Source organism: Paenibacillus marinisediminis, assembly GCF_054343325.1.
This window is the reverse complement of the sequence record NZ_JBTGUH010000007.1, coordinates 198,769-219,295: the sequence shown is the minus strand read 5'-3', so window position 1 is coordinate 219,295 and position 20,527 is coordinate 198,769. Positions and strand designations below refer to the sequence as shown.

At 44.3% G+C, this 20,527-nt stretch carries 15 protein-coding genes; 2 read left to right on the top strand and 13 right to left on the bottom strand.

Going from position 1 to position 20,527, the window contains the following annotated elements; all coding sequences use genetic code 11:
* Positions 1-50: 50 nt before the first annotated feature.
* The 5 genes from ACXX53_RS16730 to glgB are packed head-to-tail and all read right to left on the bottom strand — an operon-like array spanning position 51 to position 8,189.
* Positions 51-2,471 (bottom strand): glycogen/starch/alpha-glucan phosphorylase, encoded by a 2,421-nt coding sequence (locus ACXX53_RS16730; protein WP_458569800.1) that lies wholly within the window; start codon positions 2,469-2,471, stop codon positions 51-53.
* Positions 2,472-2,510: 39 nt separating this feature from the next.
* On the bottom strand, positions 2,511-3,944 hold the full coding sequence (gene glgA / locus ACXX53_RS16725) for a glycogen synthase GlgA (RefSeq protein ID WP_458569799.1): 1,434 nt from the start codon (positions 3,942-3,944) through the stop codon (positions 2,511-2,513).
* A 1-nt stretch (position 3,945) separates the two neighbouring features.
* The gene (gene glgD / locus ACXX53_RS16720) at positions 3,946-5,061 is read right to left on the bottom strand and encodes a glucose-1-phosphate adenylyltransferase subunit GlgD (RefSeq protein WP_458569798.1); all 1,116 of its coding nucleotides are present in this window, start codon (positions 5,059-5,061) and stop codon (positions 3,946-3,948) included.
* A gap of 28 nt (positions 5,062-5,089) precedes the next feature.
* Complete coding sequence (locus ACXX53_RS16715) at positions 5,090-6,283, bottom strand: glucose-1-phosphate adenylyltransferase (protein WP_458569797.1); 1,194 nt, start codon at positions 6,281-6,283, stop codon at positions 5,090-5,092.
* 1 nt (position 6,284) lies between these two features.
* On the bottom strand, positions 6,285-8,189 hold the full coding sequence (gene glgB, locus ACXX53_RS16710) for a 1,4-alpha-glucan branching protein GlgB (RefSeq protein ID WP_458569838.1): 1,905 nt from the start codon (positions 8,187-8,189) through the stop codon (positions 6,285-6,287).
* A 749-nt stretch (positions 8,190-8,938) separates the two neighbouring features.
* Between glgB and ACXX53_RS16705 the strand changes: the two genes are divergently transcribed.
* The gene (locus ACXX53_RS16705) at positions 8,939-9,415 is read left to right on the top strand and encodes a GNAT family N-acetyltransferase (RefSeq protein WP_458569796.1); all 477 of its coding nucleotides are present in this window, start codon (positions 8,939-8,941) and stop codon (positions 9,413-9,415) included.
* Positions 9,416-9,564: 149 nt separating this feature from the next.
* Here ACXX53_RS16705 and ACXX53_RS16700 read toward each other — a convergent pair whose 3' ends face one another.
* Positions 9,565-10,062, bottom strand: coding sequence for a C1q-like domain-containing protein (locus tag ACXX53_RS16700; protein WP_458569837.1), 498 nt, complete (start codon positions 10,060-10,062; stop codon positions 9,565-9,567).
* A gap of 859 nt (positions 10,063-10,921) precedes the next feature.
* Here ACXX53_RS16700 and ACXX53_RS16695 point away from each other — a divergent pair.
* Entirely contained in the window at positions 10,922-12,052 is a 1,131-nt protein-coding gene (locus tag ACXX53_RS16695; protein WP_458569836.1) for a DUF2515 family protein, read from the top strand.
* A gap of 183 nt (positions 12,053-12,235) precedes the next feature.
* On the opposite strand, the gene spo0A is transcribed toward ACXX53_RS16695, so the two are convergent.
* The 7 genes from spo0A to dxs form a co-directional block, all read right to left on the bottom strand.
* A complete protein-coding gene (gene spo0A, locus ACXX53_RS16690; protein WP_458569795.1) occupies positions 12,236-13,063 on the bottom strand; it encodes a sporulation transcription factor Spo0A in 828 nt (275 codons plus the stop codon).
* Positions 13,064-13,285: 222 nt separating this feature from the next.
* Positions 13,286-14,638 carry a SpoIVB peptidase gene (gene spoIVB, locus ACXX53_RS16685; RefSeq protein ID WP_458569794.1) on the bottom strand — a complete coding sequence of 451 codons (1,353 nt, stop codon included), beginning with the start codon at positions 14,636-14,638 and terminating at the stop codon, positions 13,286-13,288.
* Positions 14,639-14,760: 122 nt separating this feature from the next.
* Complete coding sequence (recN, locus tag ACXX53_RS16680; protein WP_458569793.1) at positions 14,761-16,482, bottom strand: DNA repair protein RecN; 1,722 nt, start codon at positions 16,480-16,482, stop codon at positions 14,761-14,763.
* Positions 16,483-16,513: 31 nt separating this feature from the next.
* On the bottom strand, positions 16,514-16,963 hold the full coding sequence (ahrC, locus tag ACXX53_RS16675) for a transcriptional regulator AhrC/ArgR (protein ID WP_458569792.1): 450 nt from the start codon (positions 16,961-16,963) through the stop codon (positions 16,514-16,516).
* Positions 16,964-17,021: 58 nt separating this feature from the next.
* The gene (locus ACXX53_RS16670; RefSeq protein ID WP_458569791.1) at positions 17,022-17,471 is read right to left on the bottom strand and encodes a DNA-binding protein; all 450 of its coding nucleotides are present in this window, start codon (positions 17,469-17,471) and stop codon (positions 17,022-17,024) included.
* Positions 17,472-17,657: 186 nt separating this feature from the next.
* On the bottom strand, positions 17,658-18,491 hold the full coding sequence (locus ACXX53_RS16665) for a TlyA family RNA methyltransferase (protein ID WP_458569790.1): 834 nt from the start codon (positions 18,489-18,491) through the stop codon (positions 17,658-17,660).
* Between the two features lie 27 nt (positions 18,492-18,518).
* Positions 18,519-20,429 (bottom strand): 1-deoxy-D-xylulose-5-phosphate synthase, encoded by a 1,911-nt coding sequence (dxs, locus tag ACXX53_RS16660; RefSeq protein WP_458569789.1) that lies wholly within the window; start codon positions 20,427-20,429, stop codon positions 18,519-18,521.
* Positions 20,430-20,527 lie beyond the last annotated feature (98 nt).

Sequence of the window (20,527 nt, the reverse complement as noted above, 5' to 3'; positions counted from 1 at the left end):
ATAACAAGCTATGCTGTAGATGTGAAATCTATAACATAGCTTGTCAGAAATTATTTAATTTCCTTTACGCCCCATATGTTATCAGCATACTCTTTAACTGATCGATCCGACGAGAAAATGCCTGCTTTCGCGATGTTGACGAGCAACATGTTCGTGAACTTGCGCTTATCTGCATACGTGTTCGAAACAGCGCGCTGAGCGTTTACGTAAGAATCGAAATCAGCAAGAATCATATATACATCTGCTGTACCCAAGTTGTTCGTCAGCAACGATGCGACAAGATCGTCAAATCTTGTGCCCAGCGTGCCAGACTTCAGCATATCGATGATCGCCTTCAATTCTCGATTGCCGTTGTAATAGGTGAGCGGATTATAGCCCTGTCGCCATAGCGCTTCAACTTCTGAAGCGGTCATGCCGAACAGAAACATGTTGTCATGGCCCACTTGCTCGAGGATTTCCACATTAGCGCCATCCAACGTTCCGATTGTTACCGCCCCGTTAATCATTAGCTTCATATTTCCAGTGCCGGACGCTTCCTTGCCAGCAATCGAGATCTGTTCCGATATTTCAGCAGCTGGAATAATAATCTCGGCAAGCGAAACTTTGTAATCCTCGATAAATACAACCTTGATCTTCTCGCGCACAACAGGGTCTGCATTAATCATCTTGGAAACCGAAGAGATCAATTGGATAATCTGCTTCGCTCGCAAATAACCGGAAGAAGCCTTAGCCGCAAATATGAACGTGCGAGGAATGAACTCCATCTGCGGATTGCTCTTGATCTGGTCGTACAAATACAGGATATGCAGCACATTCAGCAGTTGCCTCTTATATTCATGGAGACGCTTAATCTGTACGTCAAATATCGAATCCGGATCCACAACGATACCATTGATCTTGGAAATATAGTCGCACAAAGCAAGCTTATTATGACGCTTCACTTCCCTTAGCTGTGCCAAGACGCTGCTGTCATCGTAATGCTTCACCAGGCCTTCAAGAGCCATAGCATCACGCATGAACTCGTCACCGATCAGCTCTTTCAGCAGCGCGGTCAGCTTTGGATTCGATTGACAGAGCCATCTACGATACGCGATACCGTTCGTCACATTGGTGAATTTAGACGGATACGTATGGAAGTAATCGCTAAAGATGCTCGTTTTCAGGATCTCGGTATGGAGCTTGGATACACCGTTCACCTTATGGCTGGCCGCGAGACAAAGATTCGCCATATGGATATGCCCATTAGCAATAACAGCCATATAGTCTACCTTGCCCTTATCCCCAGGATATAGCTCATATAGCTGCTGCGTAAGTCTACGGTTAATTTCACATACGATCTGATAGATTCTTGGCAGCTGCTGTTTAAACATATGCTCCGGCCAGCGCTCCAGCGCCTCGCTCATAACTGTATGATTCGTATAGGCTATCGATCTCGACGTGATGTCCCACGCCACTTCCCAATCGTAGTCATGCTCGTCCACTAACAGTCTCATGAGCTCGGGGACGCACAAGGCTGGATGCGTATCGTTGATGTGAATGGCAATCTTATCCGGCAAATTATACAGCGTGCCGTACTCCTTCATGTGCTTGTTCAGAATGCTTTGCAGTGAAGCGGAAACGAGCAAGTACTGCTGTTTCAGACGCAGAATCTTGCCGTCAATATGGTCATCCGCAGGGTACAGTACCTTCGTAATGACCTCAGCCATCATATTCTGCTCCAACGCCTTGACATACTCTCCGCGCGAGAAGGCGCTTAGATCCAAGCGATTCGGAGACTTTGCGCTCCAAAGTACCAGCTTATTTACCGCCTCCGAATCGTAACCCGATATCAACATATCATACGGCACAGCAATTACCGTATCATAATGGCATTGCGTCGCTTTATATCGGCCGCCTTGCATCGATTCCTCTACGCAGCCTCCGAACTTAACCTCATAGATCTCATCTTCTCTCGGTACGAGCCACACATCCCCGCGATTAAGCCAGTCATCAGGAAATTCCACCTGCCATCCATCAATGATCTTCTGCTTGAAGATCCCGAACTCATATCGAATGGAGAAGCCGGTGGCCGGTACAGCCGTTGAAGCTAGTGAATCCAAATAACAGGACGCGAGCCGTCCTAAGCCGCCATTGCCTAACCCGGCATCTGGTTCTAACTCGTATAGATCATCAATGTTGGTATCCAGCTTCGAAAGCGCGCTGGTAAAGGCTTGCTCCAGCCCTAGATTATACAGGTTGTTGCGCAATGAAGTCCCCACCAAGAACTCCATCGACATATAGTAAACCTGCTTCGCCTGCTCCCGTTCAACACGTTCACTGAACTGCTTGCGATGTTTCATCAAGAGATCTCGTACGACCGCGCATACGGCTCGATAGATCTGCTTCAATGTCGCTTCTGAACAATAACAACCGTTGTACTTCAAGCTTTTGTCATTCAACAATGTTAATATTTCAGTATGGTTTAAGTCCATCGTAGTTGCCCCCTGCTCTAGCTGCATAACACATTCACCTTAATGCGTAATTTCTTGATACAGCTCTAAGTAGCGTTTAACTGGCTCTTTCCAACTACAGTCGTATTTCATAATGGAGGAAACGATTACTCTGTGTTTTGCTTTGTCCTTATAGAAGTCCAGGCTTCGCTCAACGGCATTCAGCATATCGTGCGCATTGAACAATTTAAATGTAAAGCCTCGACCCTCAAGTGTCTCGATATTAATGGCTGGAACGGTATCGAACAGACCTCCCGTCTCACGGACGATCGGAATCGTTCCATAGCGCATCGCGATCAGTTGAGCCAAGCCGCATGGCTCACTCTTCGATGGCATAAGCAGCATGTCTGCTCCCGCATAGATTTGATTCGCAAGAGCAGCGTCAAATGTAATATTTGCAGACATCTTATTCGGATAATGCATGGCAAGTTCCTTGAACAGGCCCTCATATTTACGGTCACCTGTCCCTAGCATGACAAATTGCATATCGAGCCCCATCAGTTCTTTCGCGACACCTTCTACCAGCTCGAGCCCTTTATGCTTAACAAGTCTCGTTACCATTGCTATCAGCGGAATATCTGGATCAACCGGCAGACCTAGCTTCTCCTGCAGCCACGTCTTGTTCTCCAGCTTATGCTTCACGCAACCAACACGATACGTTTTATGAATCTGAGGATCGTGGTTCGGATCGTAATAATCGGTATCGATACCGTTGACGATGCCGTCTATTTTGTACGCATTCTCCTGCAGCATACGCTCTAACCCATGTGCATAGTAGGCATCACGAATCTCGTAGGAATACGTCTTGGATACCGTCGTGATCTTATCCGACAATACGATCGCGCTCTTCATAAAGTTAATACAGCCGTCATAGCTCGCTGCACCGCGCCATTCCTCCGACAAGCCTAATACATCAGCGAAGAATCTATCGCTTACTTGACCTTGATATTCGATGTTGTGAATCGTAAAGACCGTACGAATCTGCTCATACTGCGGGATGTGGCTGTAATTGGCCTTAAGCATTATAGGTATCAAGCCTGTTTGCCAATCGTTGCAATGAATCACATCGGGATAGAACCCGATATATGGCAGCGATTCTAGAATGGCTTTGCAGAAGTAAGCATATCTCTCACCGTCATCAAAGTGACCATATAGCTGATCACGATAAAAATAGGTCTCATTGTCAATAAAATAGTAGGTTAGGTTGTGCTTCACGCTGCGTGCTTTAAAGATTCCACAATGAATCGTCCGCCACGATAGACTGACAGCAAAGCTGGTTACATATTCAATCTCGAATTCCGGATTATTCTTGATCGCTTTATAGTATGGAAGGAATATACCAATTTCGACATCTTTGCAGTTAGCTAATTCGTTAGGCAGCGCATTGGCGACTTCACCTAGACCACCTGTTTTCACATAAGGGAATGCCTCACTCGTGGCGAATAATAGGTTCATATTAAATTCTTTCCCCTTTTTTAATAATCACAGGAGAGGACTCCACGCCTATAAGCGTCACGCCATCCGATATATGGACATTTTTATCAATGATTGCATATTCAATATGGGCGCCTTTCCCGATATGTGTTCCTTGCATCACGATGGAATTGCGAACCACGCTCTCTTGTTCAAAGGTGACGTCACGAAAGATAACCGAGTTCTCAACAGTTCCATCAATTCGGCATCCGTCGGCGATTAGGCAGTCAATGACTTTTGTGCTGTCCAAATAATGCGTAGGCACCTCGTCGCGCACCTTCGTATAGATCGGTCTCTCAGAATTGAAGATCTCCTCGCGAACACTCTCATCCAGCAGCTTCAGGCTGTTCTTATAATAGGAATAGGTGCTTTCATTTCTTAACACGGTATCCGTAAATTCATATACGTTCATTTTTAGCTTGTTCTCTGAAAATCTGCGCTGCAGAAATTCCTTTTCAAAATGATAGTAGCCGCGTGCAACGGAGTCTTCAATAATTTGAAGCAAGAAGCTCTTCTCCATCACGTACATGCCCATACCGCAGTACATATCACTAGTATAGGTATAATTAATTAACGCTTCGGTTACTTCTCCATGCTCCACCTTGAGTACAAGGTCCTTCTTCTGATTGGACAATTCAGGCACTTCATGATTTGCAATTACCGTTATGTCCGCACCCGACTTGAGATGGGATTCCAGAACAGGCTGATAATTAATGTTACACAGCACATTCGAATCGGAAATTAGTACATAATCACAGTTGATCTTATTAATAAAACTGACTGCCCCATGCAGGGCTTCCAGCTTGCCTTTATACACATTTCTCTTTCCTGCACCAAAGGGAGGAAGAATAAACAGTCCGCCGTTCTTGCGGTTTAGATCCCACTCACTAGCTAGATGTAGATGGTCCATCAGGGATTGATAATTGTACTTGGTAATAACCCCTATGGATGATATATTTGAATTCACCATATTGGACAGCACAAAATCAATCTGTCTATATCTACCTCCAAATGGAAGCGACGCATTCGTGCGATGCTTGGTCAACTCCCCCAATGCCTCATCATATATATTTGAAAATACGATCCCCAACATTTTCATTGCAAATTCCCCCCTTCAGTCATCAGCTCTAAACTATTTCATTCGGATAAATCACTTGACCCTCGATTACTTCCTTGTTCTGACCTACGACACTAATTCCTAAAGTACCCGTCTCCGTAGATACCGCGCCTCTTCCAATCAAGGCTTTCGTGCCAATCGTTACGTTTTCTCCGATGATGGCATATTGAATATCGGCATCCTTCCCTACATAGGAATTCGGCATGATAACACTGTCCTTGATGTACGCACCTTCATCTATCGTGCAGCCCGTAAATATAACGGAATTCTCCACTTGCCCTTTAATGTTGCAGCCCTCTGCAATCATTGAATTTTTGATCTTTGCTTTGTTGGAAATGAAGCACGGAGGCTTCGCATAGTTTCTCGCATATATCTTGAATTTTTGATCCTTCAGATCAATCGGTATATCTGGATTCAACAGGTCCATATTGGCTTCCCATAAGCTTTCGATCGTACCGACATCCTTCCAATAGCCGTTGAATAAGTAAGCGTACAGCTTCAGATTGTCTTGAAGCAGCTTAGGAATCACATCTTTACCGAAGTCATTTGAGGAGGCGGGATTCTGTTCATCTTGTATTAAATACTGCTTTAATACGTTCCAGCTAAAGATGTATACACCCATCGACGCTTTCGTGCTCTTCGGCTCTTTAGGCTTCTCTTCAAACTCGTATATGGCGCCGTCTTCATACGTGTTCATGATACCGAATCGTGAAGCTTCCTCGATCGGAACATCAAGTACCGCAATGGTACAATCAGCGCCTTTTGCTTTATGGTAATTGAGCATCTTCGCGTAATCCATCTTGTATACGTGGTCACCCGAAAGAATTAATACATATTCAGGATTGTACATTTCTATGAAATGAATATTTTGATAGATTGCATTCGCCGTTCCTTTATACCATTCTGACTTCTCACTTCCCTGATAAGGAGGCAGTATATGCGCGCCGCCATAATTATGATTCAAGCCCCATGGCTGTCCATTGCCAATATAGTTATTCAGGACAAGAGGTTGATATTGCGTGAGGATACCCACCGTATCAATACCAGAATGCACACAGTTTGAGAGCGGAAAATCAATAATTCTATATTTACCGCCAAATGGCACAGCCGGCTTAGCAATATCCTCTGTCAGCACTTTTAATCTGCTCCCCTGTCCACCTGCTAACAACATGGCAATACACTCTTTGCGGCGGCTTTCGATCATACTAATTCCTCCTTACAGTTCTTTTTTTCTTATTCATGTGCTTCTTAACTTGATAGAACACAGTTGACATCGGAGGAATCGTCATACGGATGCTGAAATCATAATTGTGATAATGGATCGGCTCACTAATGAGAGGCGACAGCACCGTTCCGGTTCCCCCGTATTTCGCATCATCGCTCGATAAGACCGGTATATAGGTTCCCTGATAAGGAACGCCAATTCTATAATCCTCCCAAGTTACAGGACAGAAATTGCATGCGACGATGATCTCGTTGCCATTGCGATCCATTCGACGAAAGAAGATGACGCTCTTCTGCCAGTCGTCATGGCTGATCCACTTAAAGCCTTCCCAATCGGCATCATTCTCCCATAATGGAGGATTCTCAAGATAATAGAAATTAAGATCTTTCACGTAATCGTGCATCTGCTGGTGTTTCTCATAAGTGAGCAATGACCAATCCAGACCTTTGTTATAATCCCATTCGATAAACTGAGCGAATTCATTTCCCATAAAATTAAGCTTCTTGCCTGGATGACCGATCATATAGCCGTAGAAAGCTCTCAGGTTGTTAAACTTCTGGTCGTAGTCGCCCGGCATCTTATTAATCATGGAGTACTTGCCATGTACGACTTCATCATGAGACAACGGCAGAACATAATTCTCAGAAAACGCGTATGTAAATGAAAATGTAATATTGTTGTGCTTATTTTTCCGGAATAAAGGATCGGTAGACATGTAATCCATCATGTCGTTCATCCAGCCCATATTCCATTTGAAGTTAAAGCCAAGTCCGCCCATGTAATCCGGCTTTGTTACGAATGGAAATGCAGTGGATTCTTCCGCTATCATCATCACGGTCGGATCATAGGCAAACGCTGCTTTATTCAGCTTCTGTAAGAACGTTACGGCTTCAAGATTCACATTTGACCCATGTATATTAGGCCGCCATTCTCCACCTCTTCTGCCATAGTCCAGATAGAGCATGGAAGCAACCGCATCAACTCTCAGTCCATCGATATGGTAGTTCTCAATCCAGAAGATCGCATTCGAAATTAGAAATGACATCACTTCATTCCGTCCATAATCGAATATGCGCGTGTTCCAGTCCGGGTGCTCATTTTTCAACGAATCTTTGTATTCATAGCAGCATTCTCCGTCAAACTCATACAACCCATTCTCATCCTTAGGAAAGTGCGCAACACTCCAATCCAATATCACTCCAATGCCCATCACATGACACTCATTAATGAAGCTCATCATTTCATGCGGCGTCCCATAACGAGAGGTAGGTGCGTAATAGCCTGTTACTTGATAGCCCCAAGAAGGCTCATACGGATATTCTGAGACCGGCATTAGCTCAATATGGGTATAACCCATTTCTTTCACGTACGGTATTAACTCTTCTGTCAGCTTCGCATAATTGAAATATTCGCCATCCTCATACTGCTTCCAGGATCCTAACTGCACTTCATAGATGTTAACTGGCTCGTTCATTACTTGTTTATTGGTCTTACTGTTACGATAGGTCTGGTCTGTCCACTTGAATCCACAGATGTCATAGATTTTGCTCGCGGTACCCGGTCTCGTTTCCATATGAAATCCATACGGATCGCTCTTGTAGACGAATGTACCGTCGGGCCTTTCGATATAGAATTTGTATGAATCATATGGTTTTGCACTCTCAGCAAAGTACTCCCATATCCCGTCCGTTAGCTTATTCATGATGGGGGCATCTATATTCCAATCGTTAAAGCTGCCAACGACTCTAACACTTTTAGCATGCGGGGCCCAAACCCTGAAGATATACCCCTCTATGTTCTTTACTGTATGAGCGTGACATCCTAACCATTCATAAGCCTTGAAATTTGCTCCTCGGTGGAATAGCTCGGCTGGCGTTTGCTCCATGCTTTTGATCATCATCACGTCCTTTTCCTATTACATATCAACCGATCTTTTTTTGTTATAAATGGAAAACAGGTTACATCGTTATCTTTATGTATTAATAAAATAATCATGCCGCTATGAAAATAGAACGAAATTTACATTTATTTCATTTTCTTTATTTTCATAAATTCGCCTAATTTATGGTAATTAATCATTTGTGTTTATTTTATAGCTAGTTGAGGTAATTCTAGAGGTTTGGTGTGGTGGTCGGGAAAAATGGGGCAACAAACAAAAACACCGCCTACAGCGCATATAGTTTTAGAAAACTTGAAAGGTTCTAAACTATATGCACGATAAGCGGTGAATACGAACGTAAACTTTATACGATTAGTGAAATTGCGGTAACTGCGAATATCGGAATAACCACAATTAATGCAGCAATGATCAGTTTCTTCTTCCTCATAAAGTGGGAGATCTCATTTATCTCTTCGCGCCAATCTGTCTCTTCTATATGTTCCGAGATATTTAATCCACACTTACAGCACAACGCAGCATTTGAAGTCAGTTCATGATCACATTTTGAAGCACTAATCATTTCTACATCCCTTTCAGATCTGATATGTTCTCTCCTTCACAAAGTTTAGCACAATAAATCTTAGGGGTAAATGGTTGTAAGTTCTTAGCAATGTATCATCTGGTAAACTGACTAAATAAAGCACTTACTTTGAATACACACATAAACAAAACCGTTAATTAAGGAGACTTCTAACATGAACTATTCTTTTGATGTGTCTTTAGAACAGAACGAAGCGTTTTCAGTTTTCCTGAAACAAAAGATCAGGGAATTCAACAATGAAAAATCAATTTACCACCGTGAAGCACGCAAAGAAGGGGCTGTCCAACCAATCAACATCATCGTCTTGGATAAAGACAAGACATGGATTGGCGGCATTTCTGCCGAAGTCTATTGGAACTGGTTAGAAATTCACGATTTTTGGCTCAAAGAAGACTATCGTGGTAACCGGCTTGGCAGCCTCTTACTCGATAAAATAGAAGCCCTTGCTGTGGAGAAAGGTGCAACAAAGGCATTGCTCACAACTTACGAATTTCAAGCACGAACATTTTATGAAATGCACCAATACATGGTTGTAGGCGAAATTAAGGATTACCCGCCTGGGAGCAGTTACTACACAATGGTAAAAGAACTCAAGGGTGAAATTTGTGTTCATGGCTTAAGGTTGGTATGATAATCATATAGCTCATAAGTAGAGACGAATTCATCCTTATTGAGAGTGGGGATGAAGCCTCGAACCAAGAAGCCGCAGGATAACCCTGCGGCTTCTTGATTTATTGACTAATTTGCAACACTTATTTATTCAAAAGAAATCTGTTAGCATTAAGTTCTTGGCGAAGGGAATCTTGCTCCTTCAAAGTGTGTAGAAGTTACTCCAGGTATATTAGGTGCTACCTCACCAGCAATACCGCTGTTAACGATAATATCTACATGATCCCCTGCTTTGAGATTCAGAATAGTTGACACATTGACCACGTTATTATTGTTGGATGGTCCAAAGAAATCGTTGTCAGCAGCAACATAAGGATCACCGTTAACTCTAATTGCGACTAGAACCCTATAATTTACCGCATGATTGTTAGGGTTAAACGATACGGTACCACTAATCAGATAAACACCATTATGCCTTGGAGTAAAGGTAGAAGTAACAGGATTATATTCATTAGCCAGATCAAATTGTTCTTCCGGGAATAGAACCTTTACATTCGTGTTAGCTGGTACGGGTTGATTCGCAACACCTACTGCTCTAAATGCAGATGCTACTACCAGATTATCAGATCCATAACCGCCCACGTTGACGGTTACTACCGGATTACCGATGTTGTTTAAACTTGGATTGCCCACATTCGATATCGTGTCTGTATCATTCTGAGCTTGTGCTGTTTCTTGAGCTGTTGAATGATTTTGAGTCTGTGTTTGTGCTTGAGATTGATTCTGGGTTTGGGTCTGTGCTTGAGATTGATTTAGAGTTTGGGTTAGTATTTGTGATTGCATTTGGGCTTGGAGCTGGGCTTGCTGCTGAAGCTGTACTTCGACCTCCACTATCCTAGCCTTCAGCTTGCGGTATTTATATTTGCATTTGTCCTCCAAGATGAATACCTCCTACTTCTGTTATGATCACTGGCGACCTCTTGAGAAAGATCTATGACTTCGCGGCGATCATTAAAATAAACGGAATATATCGAACAGGACCTCTCTACCAACTCGCCAATGTATTACTAGTATGTTCATAACTGATAGGTTTGGTGTGGACGAACTTACGACTCTATTCGTTTAATTATTGATAGAAATAGGTGCATAGTATTACGCCTATAATATAGTTTGCTAGTTCGAGTATGACTTTAATGCTGAACAAAGCACATACGAAATAGATGATTTGAAGAAGCGTCCCTTGTAAGTTATTAAAATGACCGTTTTGATTAAGAAGGAATATAATTTTTTGTTCTACTTTAAGTGTTATTGCTGGCAATATACCGGTTACAACCGAGTATAAGATAATAAGCAGAAAAATGAATCTCGCTTCTCCCTTGATCATGGAATACAGTAACTTGATGTTACACACATCTTGTTTTTTAGTTGCTCTGTACAAGGTCTTCATGGCAAAGCTCCTTATTAGCAAAATAGACTGTTCTTGTAAGCTCAATTCTTTGAACTTCTCCCCCTGAAGGAGGGTGTTAATATCTTTTCTACAAGAAAACGCCAAATAACACCACTTGAAACGATTCGCAAGGAATTAAAGAAAAAACTGAAACACTCCCCTTCCGTCTCGAATAAGCTAACTTTTTCAGAGCAAGAGCTTTTGAATAAAATTAGTCGGATGACCCAGGAGCACAACCTAAATAATGTGACCCGAACAAAGGCCTATCTTGAGTTTTATCTTCGACATCCTGAAATCCACTGGGCATTTTTAGGACATATGGTATCAAGGAACGGTGGATGGAATATGACCGATCTCAGGGGAGAGTTTCTAACCAAACTGCTCTCACGCAAAGAGCAGGAATCATTTTTTCATTTTTTAGAACGCGGTAACTGGCTGATTTTCCAAGATATATACCCGCAATTTCTGCTTTACAGTGAGAGTTTAAAGCAAAATAGACCCATGTTTTATCTACTCCCTCAACTAGGCGTTTCCATGTTTATGGAAACGGTTTGGAACTATTTTTGGAGAGTTCGAGATGCGTATATTCTTTGTATAGCGTTAGTCATCAATGAACAAAGCTACCTGGAACAAAGGGTCGTTCAAAATCCCCATTATCAAAAAGAAATATTCAACAAAATCGAATTTCAACTTCAGAACTGGCTGCCAATTAATCAAATTGTTTTTCCTTCGGAAGGCAACAATCTAAAGGGGCAGATTCTTCAACAATTCCAGTCTCTATCAGAGCGTATTATATTTGGAAAGAGGCTGTATGCCGTTTTATTTAAAAATATGGATTTTCATAAACAGGCCCTGCATTGGGCGAAATGTCATCCGCATACCGGATCAAGAAAAGATTATTGGCCGCATTTATTCAATGATGTAAATGAAGGTGTACCTGGAATTACTCTTCCATTAAGGTTAAAATCGTGCCGGCTTCGCAAAGGAGCGAGTAGAATTTACAGCCCTAAACTAGAGTTTGCCTGGAAAAATGTCAATCAGCCTGAAGCAGAACCAGGGGATTGGTTTCATGATGTAAACGTAGTGGACTATTTAGAGGATGACCTAGAAATGATGGAAGGAGAGATCAAGAATGAATACTGTAAAACATTGGTACTTCTTGAGGTCGCCACACATGCCAAAAAAACGATTGACTTTTTTGATCAAAGATAATTTAGTATGCGCAGTGCTGGCATCATTGCTTGGCATAATGTCTTACGCGAAAGATTTTTTGATGAACAATAAAGCATAAAATCATTAATTGAAATTCTATTTCAGTCATAAAAAATACCGCCCTTCATCGGATTTTTACACCCAATAAATAACGGTATTAGTTGATATGATACATAGATGCCTCTACGACACTTTATGCTCAATTCTCAGCTTATCCGCAACCATCGCGATGAACTCGCTGTTTGTCGGTTTCGACTTGCTGATATTGATCGTATAACCGAACAGACGGCTGATGCTGTCGATGTTGCCGCGTGTCCAAGCGACTTCAATCGCGTGGCGAATAGCGCGTTCGACGCGGGATGGCGTCGTCTTGTACTTCTCAGCAATCGCCGGATACAGCGTCTTCGTGATCGAGCCAAGAATCTCGATGTTGTTGTACACCATCGTAATCGCTTCACGCAAATACTGGTAACCCTTTATATGGGCAGGTACCCCGATTTCATGGATTATCGTCGTTATATTCGCATCCAGGTTCTTGCTCTTGGCCATAGGAACTACATTGTTCTTGTGTACGGAGCTTGTAATAAAGGAGCTCGCAGCAGAGCTTGAACCAGTCGTTTGAATCGATCCAGAACCGACAAGCTGACGAATACGGCTAACCAACACATCCATATCAAAAGGCTTCAGTATGTAGTATGACGCTCCAAGCTGCACCGCACGCTGTGTGATGCTCTCTTGACCGAACGCAGTCAGCATAATGATCTTAGGCTGCACAGGCAATTCCATCTGGCGGAGACGTTCCAACACACCAAGACCATCAAGATGCGGCATAATAATATCGAGAATAAGGACGTCCGGCACCGTTCTCGACTGATCGAAATACTGCAGCACTTCTTCACCGTTATAGGCGACACCAGTAACGACCATATCTTCTTGTTCAGACAAAAAACCTGCTAACAAGTTCGTAAATTCTCGGTTGTCATCCGCTAACAATACCTCAATCTTTTGCACTAAAGTTCCTCCCTTGACCCAAGTATCATATCTGATATGTTATCACTATGCTGTGTTTTGTTTATTTCTTCCTTAGATCAAGTAATTCGACATTTGCAATGAAATTCCTCCTGTCGAATTTAATTTTTCTTTTCTTTTTCGAGAATTTATTTTATAATAATAAATTTGCACATCATTCAACAGATTTCATTCTTGTTCGTCCCAATTCGACATTCACTCTTATTAAACCGAAAGGTTCACGCGCTTGTCGTGAACCTTTCCTTGATTCCATTGCGATTCTGATAAGACCACACCAGCATCCTGCAGCATCCATTCGATAAAGCAGCCATAGCCAGAGCTCGGATTGTTAACGAAAACGTGAGTTACGGCACCAATTAATTTATTGTTCTGTATGATCGGACTTCCGGACATGCCCTGAACGATTCCGCCTGTCTTCTGCAGCAATCGCGGATCGGTTATCTTAATCACCATACCCTTGGTTGCTGGAGAGCTTTGCTTAGTTACATGCACAATCTCAATCTGGAAGCGTTCTACCTCTTGACCATTCACGACAGTCAACATTTCAGCCGGACCCTCTTGTACCTCTTCATTGAAACCGATCGGAATCGGTTCCTTGAACAAGCTGTGTTCAGGATTAGCTACCATCTTGCCAAATATGCCAAATGGCGTATTCCGCTCAACATTGCCCAGCACTCGGCTTTCCTTCAAGAAATGAGCTCTCTTCTCTCCTGGTTCACCATTCTGACTCTTCGAGATCGAAGTTACATTGGATTGTACAATTTCTCCTGTTCCAACCACAATTGGAGTCTGGGTATCCATATCCGTAATGACATGTCCAAGCGCGCCGAATACACCTTGATCAGGGGCATAGAAAGTCAGGGTTCCTACCCCAGCAGCGGAATCACGGATATACAGGCCTAGCCTCCACGCCTTGTCATCCGTATCATACGCTGGCTCAAGCTTCGTATTCAGCTCGCTAGAACCACGCTTAATCACAATATCCAACGGTTTCTTCTTCTCTCCCGCTTCACGGACGACATCAGCAACTTTGCTTATGTCTTGAATGCGTTCACCATTTATGCGAACAATAAGATCGCCACGCATAATGCCAGCCTGCTCTCCAGGCGACAGCTTACGTTCTGATGACACCTGAACGAGATGGTGACCAACAACTAGTATACCGGCTGATTTAACCTTAACTCCAATCGTCTGGCCCCCTGGAATTACGCGCAAGTCAGGAACCACATTGACTTTAAATGTCTTTAGAGGTATGCGATTAAACAGCTTAAGCTTCAGTTCAGCCTGTCCCGACTGGGAGGATGACAAGGAGATCGGTTGATTCAACGGTACATTAACAGAAGCGGATTGAATTCCGTTGACCTGCAAGATGTCCGGTCGATCTACAGTTGCCTTCGCCATAACCGGCATTACCAGATTAAGCTGTTTCTGCTGCCCCTCAAGAATGCGCAGTTGGGTTGGCAAAGCGGCATAAGTGCGAAAAGGAGCTGTTGTACAGCCAATACAAATCATAATAACGAGTACAAGACCTAACAGCCGTTTCAAGTTGGGGTTCAAAGGTGTCCTCACTCCTTTGTTGACAAGCTTAACGCTGAAGGGTTGCCCCCCTCAATCGTAACATTAAGTTAACCCTGACCCCTGTCTTTTATGAGTGAAAATGATTCCTAGAACCCTTGATTTTACGCGCCTTTTTGCCGTTCCGCCAGCTTGAGCATTTCTTGTGCGTGGTAGATAGTCTTTTCCGTTACTTCCACTCCGCCCAGCATTCGAGCCAGTTCTTGAACTCGCCCTTCCTCGCTCAATTCCGTCACCTGAGTGGAAGTTCGTTCCTCCACGACAGATTTCTCTATGTAATATTGATGATCCGCCATACACGCGACCTGCGGCAGATGGGTAATCGCAAACACTTGCCCGCTGAGCGCAACCTCTGACAGCTTCTCTGCAATGGCTTGAGCAGCTCTTCCGCTGACGCCAGTGTCCACTTCATCAAATATAAGTACAGGAATACGGTCAACCTGCGCAAATATCGTCTTCAGCGCAAGCATGATACGCGACAATTCTCCGCCTGAAGCAATCTTGTGGAGCGGTCGTAAAGGTTCGCCAGGGTTAGCTGAGATCAGGAATTCAACATCATCCCAACCATTCTTGGTCAGTCTGATGAATGAACCGTCAACCTCTACCCCTTGCGAATCTTGGATCCGTTCCATGCGAATGCCAAGACGGGTTCTTTCCATATGTAAATGTTTCAATTCACTCTCGATCTTCATAATTAGCTCAGCAGCCAGTTCTTTACGGCAATCGCTTAACAATTGAGCTTGATGCACGGCCTCTTGAAGGCGAACCTCCACTTCACGTTCCAGCTTCCCGATCCGTTCATCTTTGTGCTCCAGATTGTCGGCTTCGTTCTTGATTCGCTTGAGATGCTCCAGCATGTCTTCAATGGTCGAACCATATTTACGCTTCAATGAATGAATAAAGTCAAGCCGATCTTCGATTTCCTCCAGGCGTTCTGGATTGAATTCGATCTGCTCTCGGTAATCACGCAATTGGAACGCGGCATCTTCTAAGGAGTAGAAGGCTGTCTGCAGCTGCTCTACAATCGGCTGAAATTGCTCAGGATCAACCATTGCAATCTGTTCCAGCTTATCAACCGCAACGGTAACGGCATCCATCGCACCATGTCCATATAACAGCTCATAAGCACCACTGACATGATCCATTAGCTTTTCCGCATTGGATAGTTTGCGCTTTTCTTCAGTTAACCATTCATCTTCGCCAATCTTTAGCTTAGCGCCCTCTAATTCCTCAATCTGAAAACGATACAGATCCAGCATCTGAAATGCCTTCTGGCTCGTTTGCTTCAGCTGTTCCAATTCATTCTTGACGCTCACAAATTGCTTGTAGTGGTCTTGGTATTGCTGTTTCAGCACAGCCAGCGGCTCACCGCCGTAAGAATCCAGCCAATCCAAGTGCTTGTCTACTCGCAGCAGCGATTGATGCTCGTGCTGTCCATGGATATTAATTAACATATCGCCAACTTCACGCAGCATCGTCAGATTCACCATTTGCCCGTTAATACGACAAGAGCTCTTCCCTTGAGCCGTTAACTCACGTCGAATGATGAGCAGTTCCTCTGAAGATGCCGCAATTCCAAGCCCTTCAATAACAGACCACACCGGGTGATCCTGCGGCAGATCGAAAGAAGCCTCCACTTCCGCCTTTTCACATCCATAGCGAACGAAATCAGATGATCCTCTTCCCCCTGCGACTAAACTTAATGCATCGATAATGATCGATTTACCCGCGCCTGTCTCACCTGTCAACACATGAAAACCTTTGTGAAATCGCAATTGAACCGATTCGATTACTGCTAAATGACGAATTGACAAAGCTGCTAGCATTGCAGCACTCCCCCCCCCCCCGAAGTATAGCCTATGAAATATAGTTCAATACTTGATCGACGACCTTCTGCCCTGTTTCGTTCGTGCGGCTTACGATCAGAATCGTGTCATCACCGCAGATTGTCCCCATTATTTCAGGCCATTCGATGGAATCCATATTAACCGCAATCGAGTTAGCAGTACCTGGCAGACATTTGATCACAACCAGATTCTCAGCGCGATCGATACTGACGAAGCCGTCCAATAATGCTCGCTTCAGCTTCTGTGTCGGATTGAATCGTTGATCAATCGGCAGAGAATACTTATATCGACCGCTGTCCGTAGGTACTTTGATCAAGTGCAATTCCTTCATATCACGCGATACTGTTGCTTGAGTCACGTGATATCCCGCATTGCGGAGCGCATCGACCAACTCATCCTGCGTTTCAATCTCATTGCTCATAATAATTTCTCGTATCTTGATGTGCCGTTGACCTTTCATGGGGTCCCTCCATTGAGATATTTATATTGTATAAATCATTACTTCAATGTTAAATGATCTATTCAGCCGCTGTTTCAGGCTCACCTATATCTATACGTACAACCCTTACACTGCGTTCTGCCTGATTCACAATTACGATTCCATCAGATTCTGGAAGTGCCATGCGATAAGCAGCCCACAGCTTCCGCAATCCTGCCGCGCTCCAATCCAGCTCCATTCGTTCACGGACAATTCGTACCGGATACCATTCCTCATCCCGCGTCACCATACAGTCAACCCATAAGCGAGACACGCGTTCTTCTTCCGTATCCACGCGAAAATGCAAGGGAATATAATACTTTCCTCCGATGATCTCAAAGCCTTCCCTTTCCAGCCACCTATCTACTTCTTCGTCATGTACATAATGATCTGTCAGATGAAGCTGTTCCAGCGGTTCCGGACGATGCAGCGCATAGTAAGTAGCGGCAGCCGCCCATACAATCAGTGCGATAATAATCAAAGCGAGCACTAAATTATCCCCTAACATCAGACACCAACTTCCTTCCAGGGTATTTGCTGGTATTGAATGGATCTGGAAGCGTTATGCAAGTTAATCGAAGTCATTAGTATAATTATGCACTTATAGGCGGTGAAAAGAAACTCATCCTTTAGAACATTCTTAATAGGATGAGTTTCTGTGTGAAGCGGTATTCTGTTACACGGATCGGAACTTACTGTTGGCTTCCTTCACAACATCTGCAATTCGATCTCGTGATACGATAGTACTCTCTGCTGTAACATCCACTTCCGGCACTTCCCATAGGGCTAAAAATTCAATATTGCCTTCGCCACCGGTAATTGGCGAGAATGTGAGTCCTTGTAATGTGAAGCCCAGTGTTGCGGCAAAGTCCAGTATGTCGCGCAGTACGGCTTCATGAGTTGCTGGCTCTCGCACAACACCGGACTTTCCAACCTTGTCTCGCCCAGCTTCAAATTGCGGTTTAATGAGCCCCACAACACGTCCTGGACGAGAGATCAGCGCCTTCAGCGGCGGCAGGATAAGCTTTAACGAGATAAATGAAACATCTATAGTCGCGACATTCGGTGCAGGTCCATCAAGATGCTCAGGCTCAACATAACGGAAATTGGTGCGTTCCATAACCCGGACTCGCTCATCATTGCGCAAGGACCAGTCTAATTGATTATAGCCAACATCGATAGCGTATACCATCTGTGCACCATTTTGGAGCGCACAATCTGTGAAACCTCCGGTTGACGCTCCAATATCCATCATGATCGCATCTTTCATCTCAATACCGAATTCAGTAATTGCTTTTTCAAGCTTCAGGCCGCCCCTGCCCACATACGGATGCGGAGCACCCTTCACATGGATCGGGACTGAGCGAGGCACCTTCATACCAGGCTTCTCAATACGCTCTCCCTCTGCATAGACGAGCCCTGCCATTATCGCGGCCTTCGCCTTCTCTCGACTTTCATAGAAAGCTTGTTCTACGAGCAGAACATCTATGCGTTCTTTTGGTATAGACATATCCGAACTCCGTTCTGTCAATATTGCTTACGATGTGGATTGTGCTCGCGACATACGATTGTCATTGCGTGCAAACAGCATCGTTTTCACTTCATTTACGACGCGTTCCGGTACTAATCCAACTTCTTCACGCTGCTCCTTGATGCTGCCGTGCTCAACGAAATAATCTGGTATTCCAAGCAGTGTGATCGCCATATGATGAATATGATGCTCTGCATAGAACTCCAACACAGCGCTTCCTAGGCTTCCTTTAGCGGCTGCTTCCTCCAGCACGAAGATTGGCAAGCGTTCTTTCGATAGCTGCAGCAGCATCGCTTCATCCAACGGCTTCATAAACCGAGCGTTGATCACACGCAGGGAGATACCTTCACGCTTCAGCGTCTCAGCCGCTTCTTCCGCGACTTGAACCATCGGTCCAATCGCAAGGATAGCTGCGCTATCGCCAGGTCGCAGCATTTCCCATGTTCCGATAGGTATTGGTGTCATCACGGGATCGATAGGAACTCCCACGGTATTGATTCGCGGATAACGAACTGCGATTGGACCGCAATCATAATCGACTGCTGTCTTCATCATATTCCGCAGCTCATTCTCATCCTTCGGCATCATTAGCACGATGTTTGGAATATGACGCATATACGCGATATCGTATATACCTTGATGAGTCTCCCCGTCCGGACCTACAAAGCCTGCACGGTCGATCGCAAATATAACATTCGCATTCTGACGGCATATATCATGCACAATCGAATCATAAGCGCGCTGCAAGAATGTCGAATATACCGCGAATACAGGCTTCATGCCTTCTAGCGCCATAGATGCGCACATCGTAGCAGCATGCTGCTCGGCTATGCCGACATCGATCATACGGTTCGGGAACAGCTCCGCGAACTTCAGCAAGCCGGAGCCGCCAGGCATCGCGGGAGTAACCGCAACGATTCGCTCATCCTCACGCGCTAGTTCAATCAGCGCATTTGAGAATATTTCCGTATACATCGGGTTGCCGACTGCTTTGAGAACCTGCCCTGATTCAATCTTATATGGTGTTATGCCATGCCATTTATGAGAGTCAGCTTCAGCTGGAGAATATCCTTTGCCCTTTGTCGTAATCACATGTACAAGCACAGGGCCGTCAACGCGGTCAGCTTGTTCGAACACGTCTATTAATTTGGGAATATCATGACCGTCCACTGGTCCGAGATACGTAAGTCCAAACTCTTCAAACAACATGCCGGATACAACCAGATACTTCAGTCCATCCTTTAGGCGTTCAGCTTTCTTCGCCAGATTGCCGCCAATTGCCGGAATCTTCTTCAAGAACTGTTCCAATTCATCCTTCATCTTCACATACGTTCGATCAGATCGTATCTTGGTTAAGTAATTGTGAAGCGCACCTACGTTCGGCGCTATGGACATCTCGTTATCGTTCAGGACAACCATCAGCTTCTTCTGTTCATGTCCGATATGGTTCAACGCCTCAAGCGCCATTCCCCCGGTCAACGCTCCATCACCGATCACAGCGATAACCTTATTGTCTTCGCCTTTAAGATCACGCGATAGTGCCATCCCCATTGCCGCGGACAACGATGTACTGCTGTGGCCGGCTTCCCATACATCGTGCTCGCTTTCAGCACGCTTGACGAAGCCGCACAGACCTTTATGTTGACGCAGAGTATCGAATTTATCTTTCCGACCTGTCAATATTTTGTGTACATAAGCTTGGTGTCCCACATCAAACAGGAATTTATCTTTCGGACTGTTATATAGATAGTGGAGGACAACTGTTAGCTCGACCACTCCCAAATTAGGGGCTAAATGCCCGCCTGTTTCAGACAGCTTCTCAATTAGAAAACGACGTATTTCTTTGGACAGAGCAGGTAACTGTCCGACTGGAAGCCGCTTCAGATCACTTGGTTGATTAATCTGTTCGAGCAGCACAAGATTACCTCACTTTCGTTGGTTCAGAATATGACACTTTTTCATGAGCAAAGTGATGCCCTGCGTCATTTCAATAAAGTTAAAACATTTTCCTAAAT

What these genes read in the sequence shown, in the direction of transcription:
- ACXX53_RS16730 (WP_458569800.1), bottom strand. Translation starts at nt 2,471, where the DNA reads ATGGACTTAAACCATACTGAAATATTAACATTGTTGAATGACAAAAGC.
- glgA (WP_458569799.1), bottom strand. Translation starts at nt 3,944, where the DNA reads ATGAACCTATTATTCGCCACGAGTGAGGCATTCCCTTATGTGAAAACA.
- glgD (WP_458569798.1), bottom strand. Translation starts at nt 5,061, where the DNA reads ATGAAAATGTTGGGGATCGTATTTTCAAATATATATGATGAGGCATTG.
- ACXX53_RS16715 (WP_458569797.1), bottom strand. Translation starts at nt 6,283, where the DNA reads ATGATCGAAAGCCGCCGCAAAGAGTGTATTGCCATGTTGTTAGCAGGT.
- glgB (WP_458569838.1), bottom strand. Translation starts at nt 8,189, where the DNA reads ATGGAGCAAACGCCAGCCGAGCTATTCCACCGAGGAGCAAATTTCAAG.
- ACXX53_RS16705 (WP_458569796.1), top strand. Translation starts at nt 8,939, where the DNA reads ATGAACTATTCTTTTGATGTGTCTTTAGAACAGAACGAAGCGTTTTCA.
- recN (WP_458569793.1), bottom strand. Translation starts at nt 16,482, where the DNA reads ATGCTAGCAGCTTTGTCAATTCGTCATTTAGCAGTAATCGAATCGGTT.
- ahrC (WP_458569792.1), bottom strand. Translation starts at nt 16,963, where the DNA reads ATGAAAGGTCAACGGCACATCAAGATACGAGAAATTATTATGAGCAAT.
- ACXX53_RS16665 (WP_458569790.1), bottom strand. Translation starts at nt 18,491, where the DNA reads ATGTCTATACCAAAAGAACGCATAGATGTTCTGCTCGTAGAACAAGCT.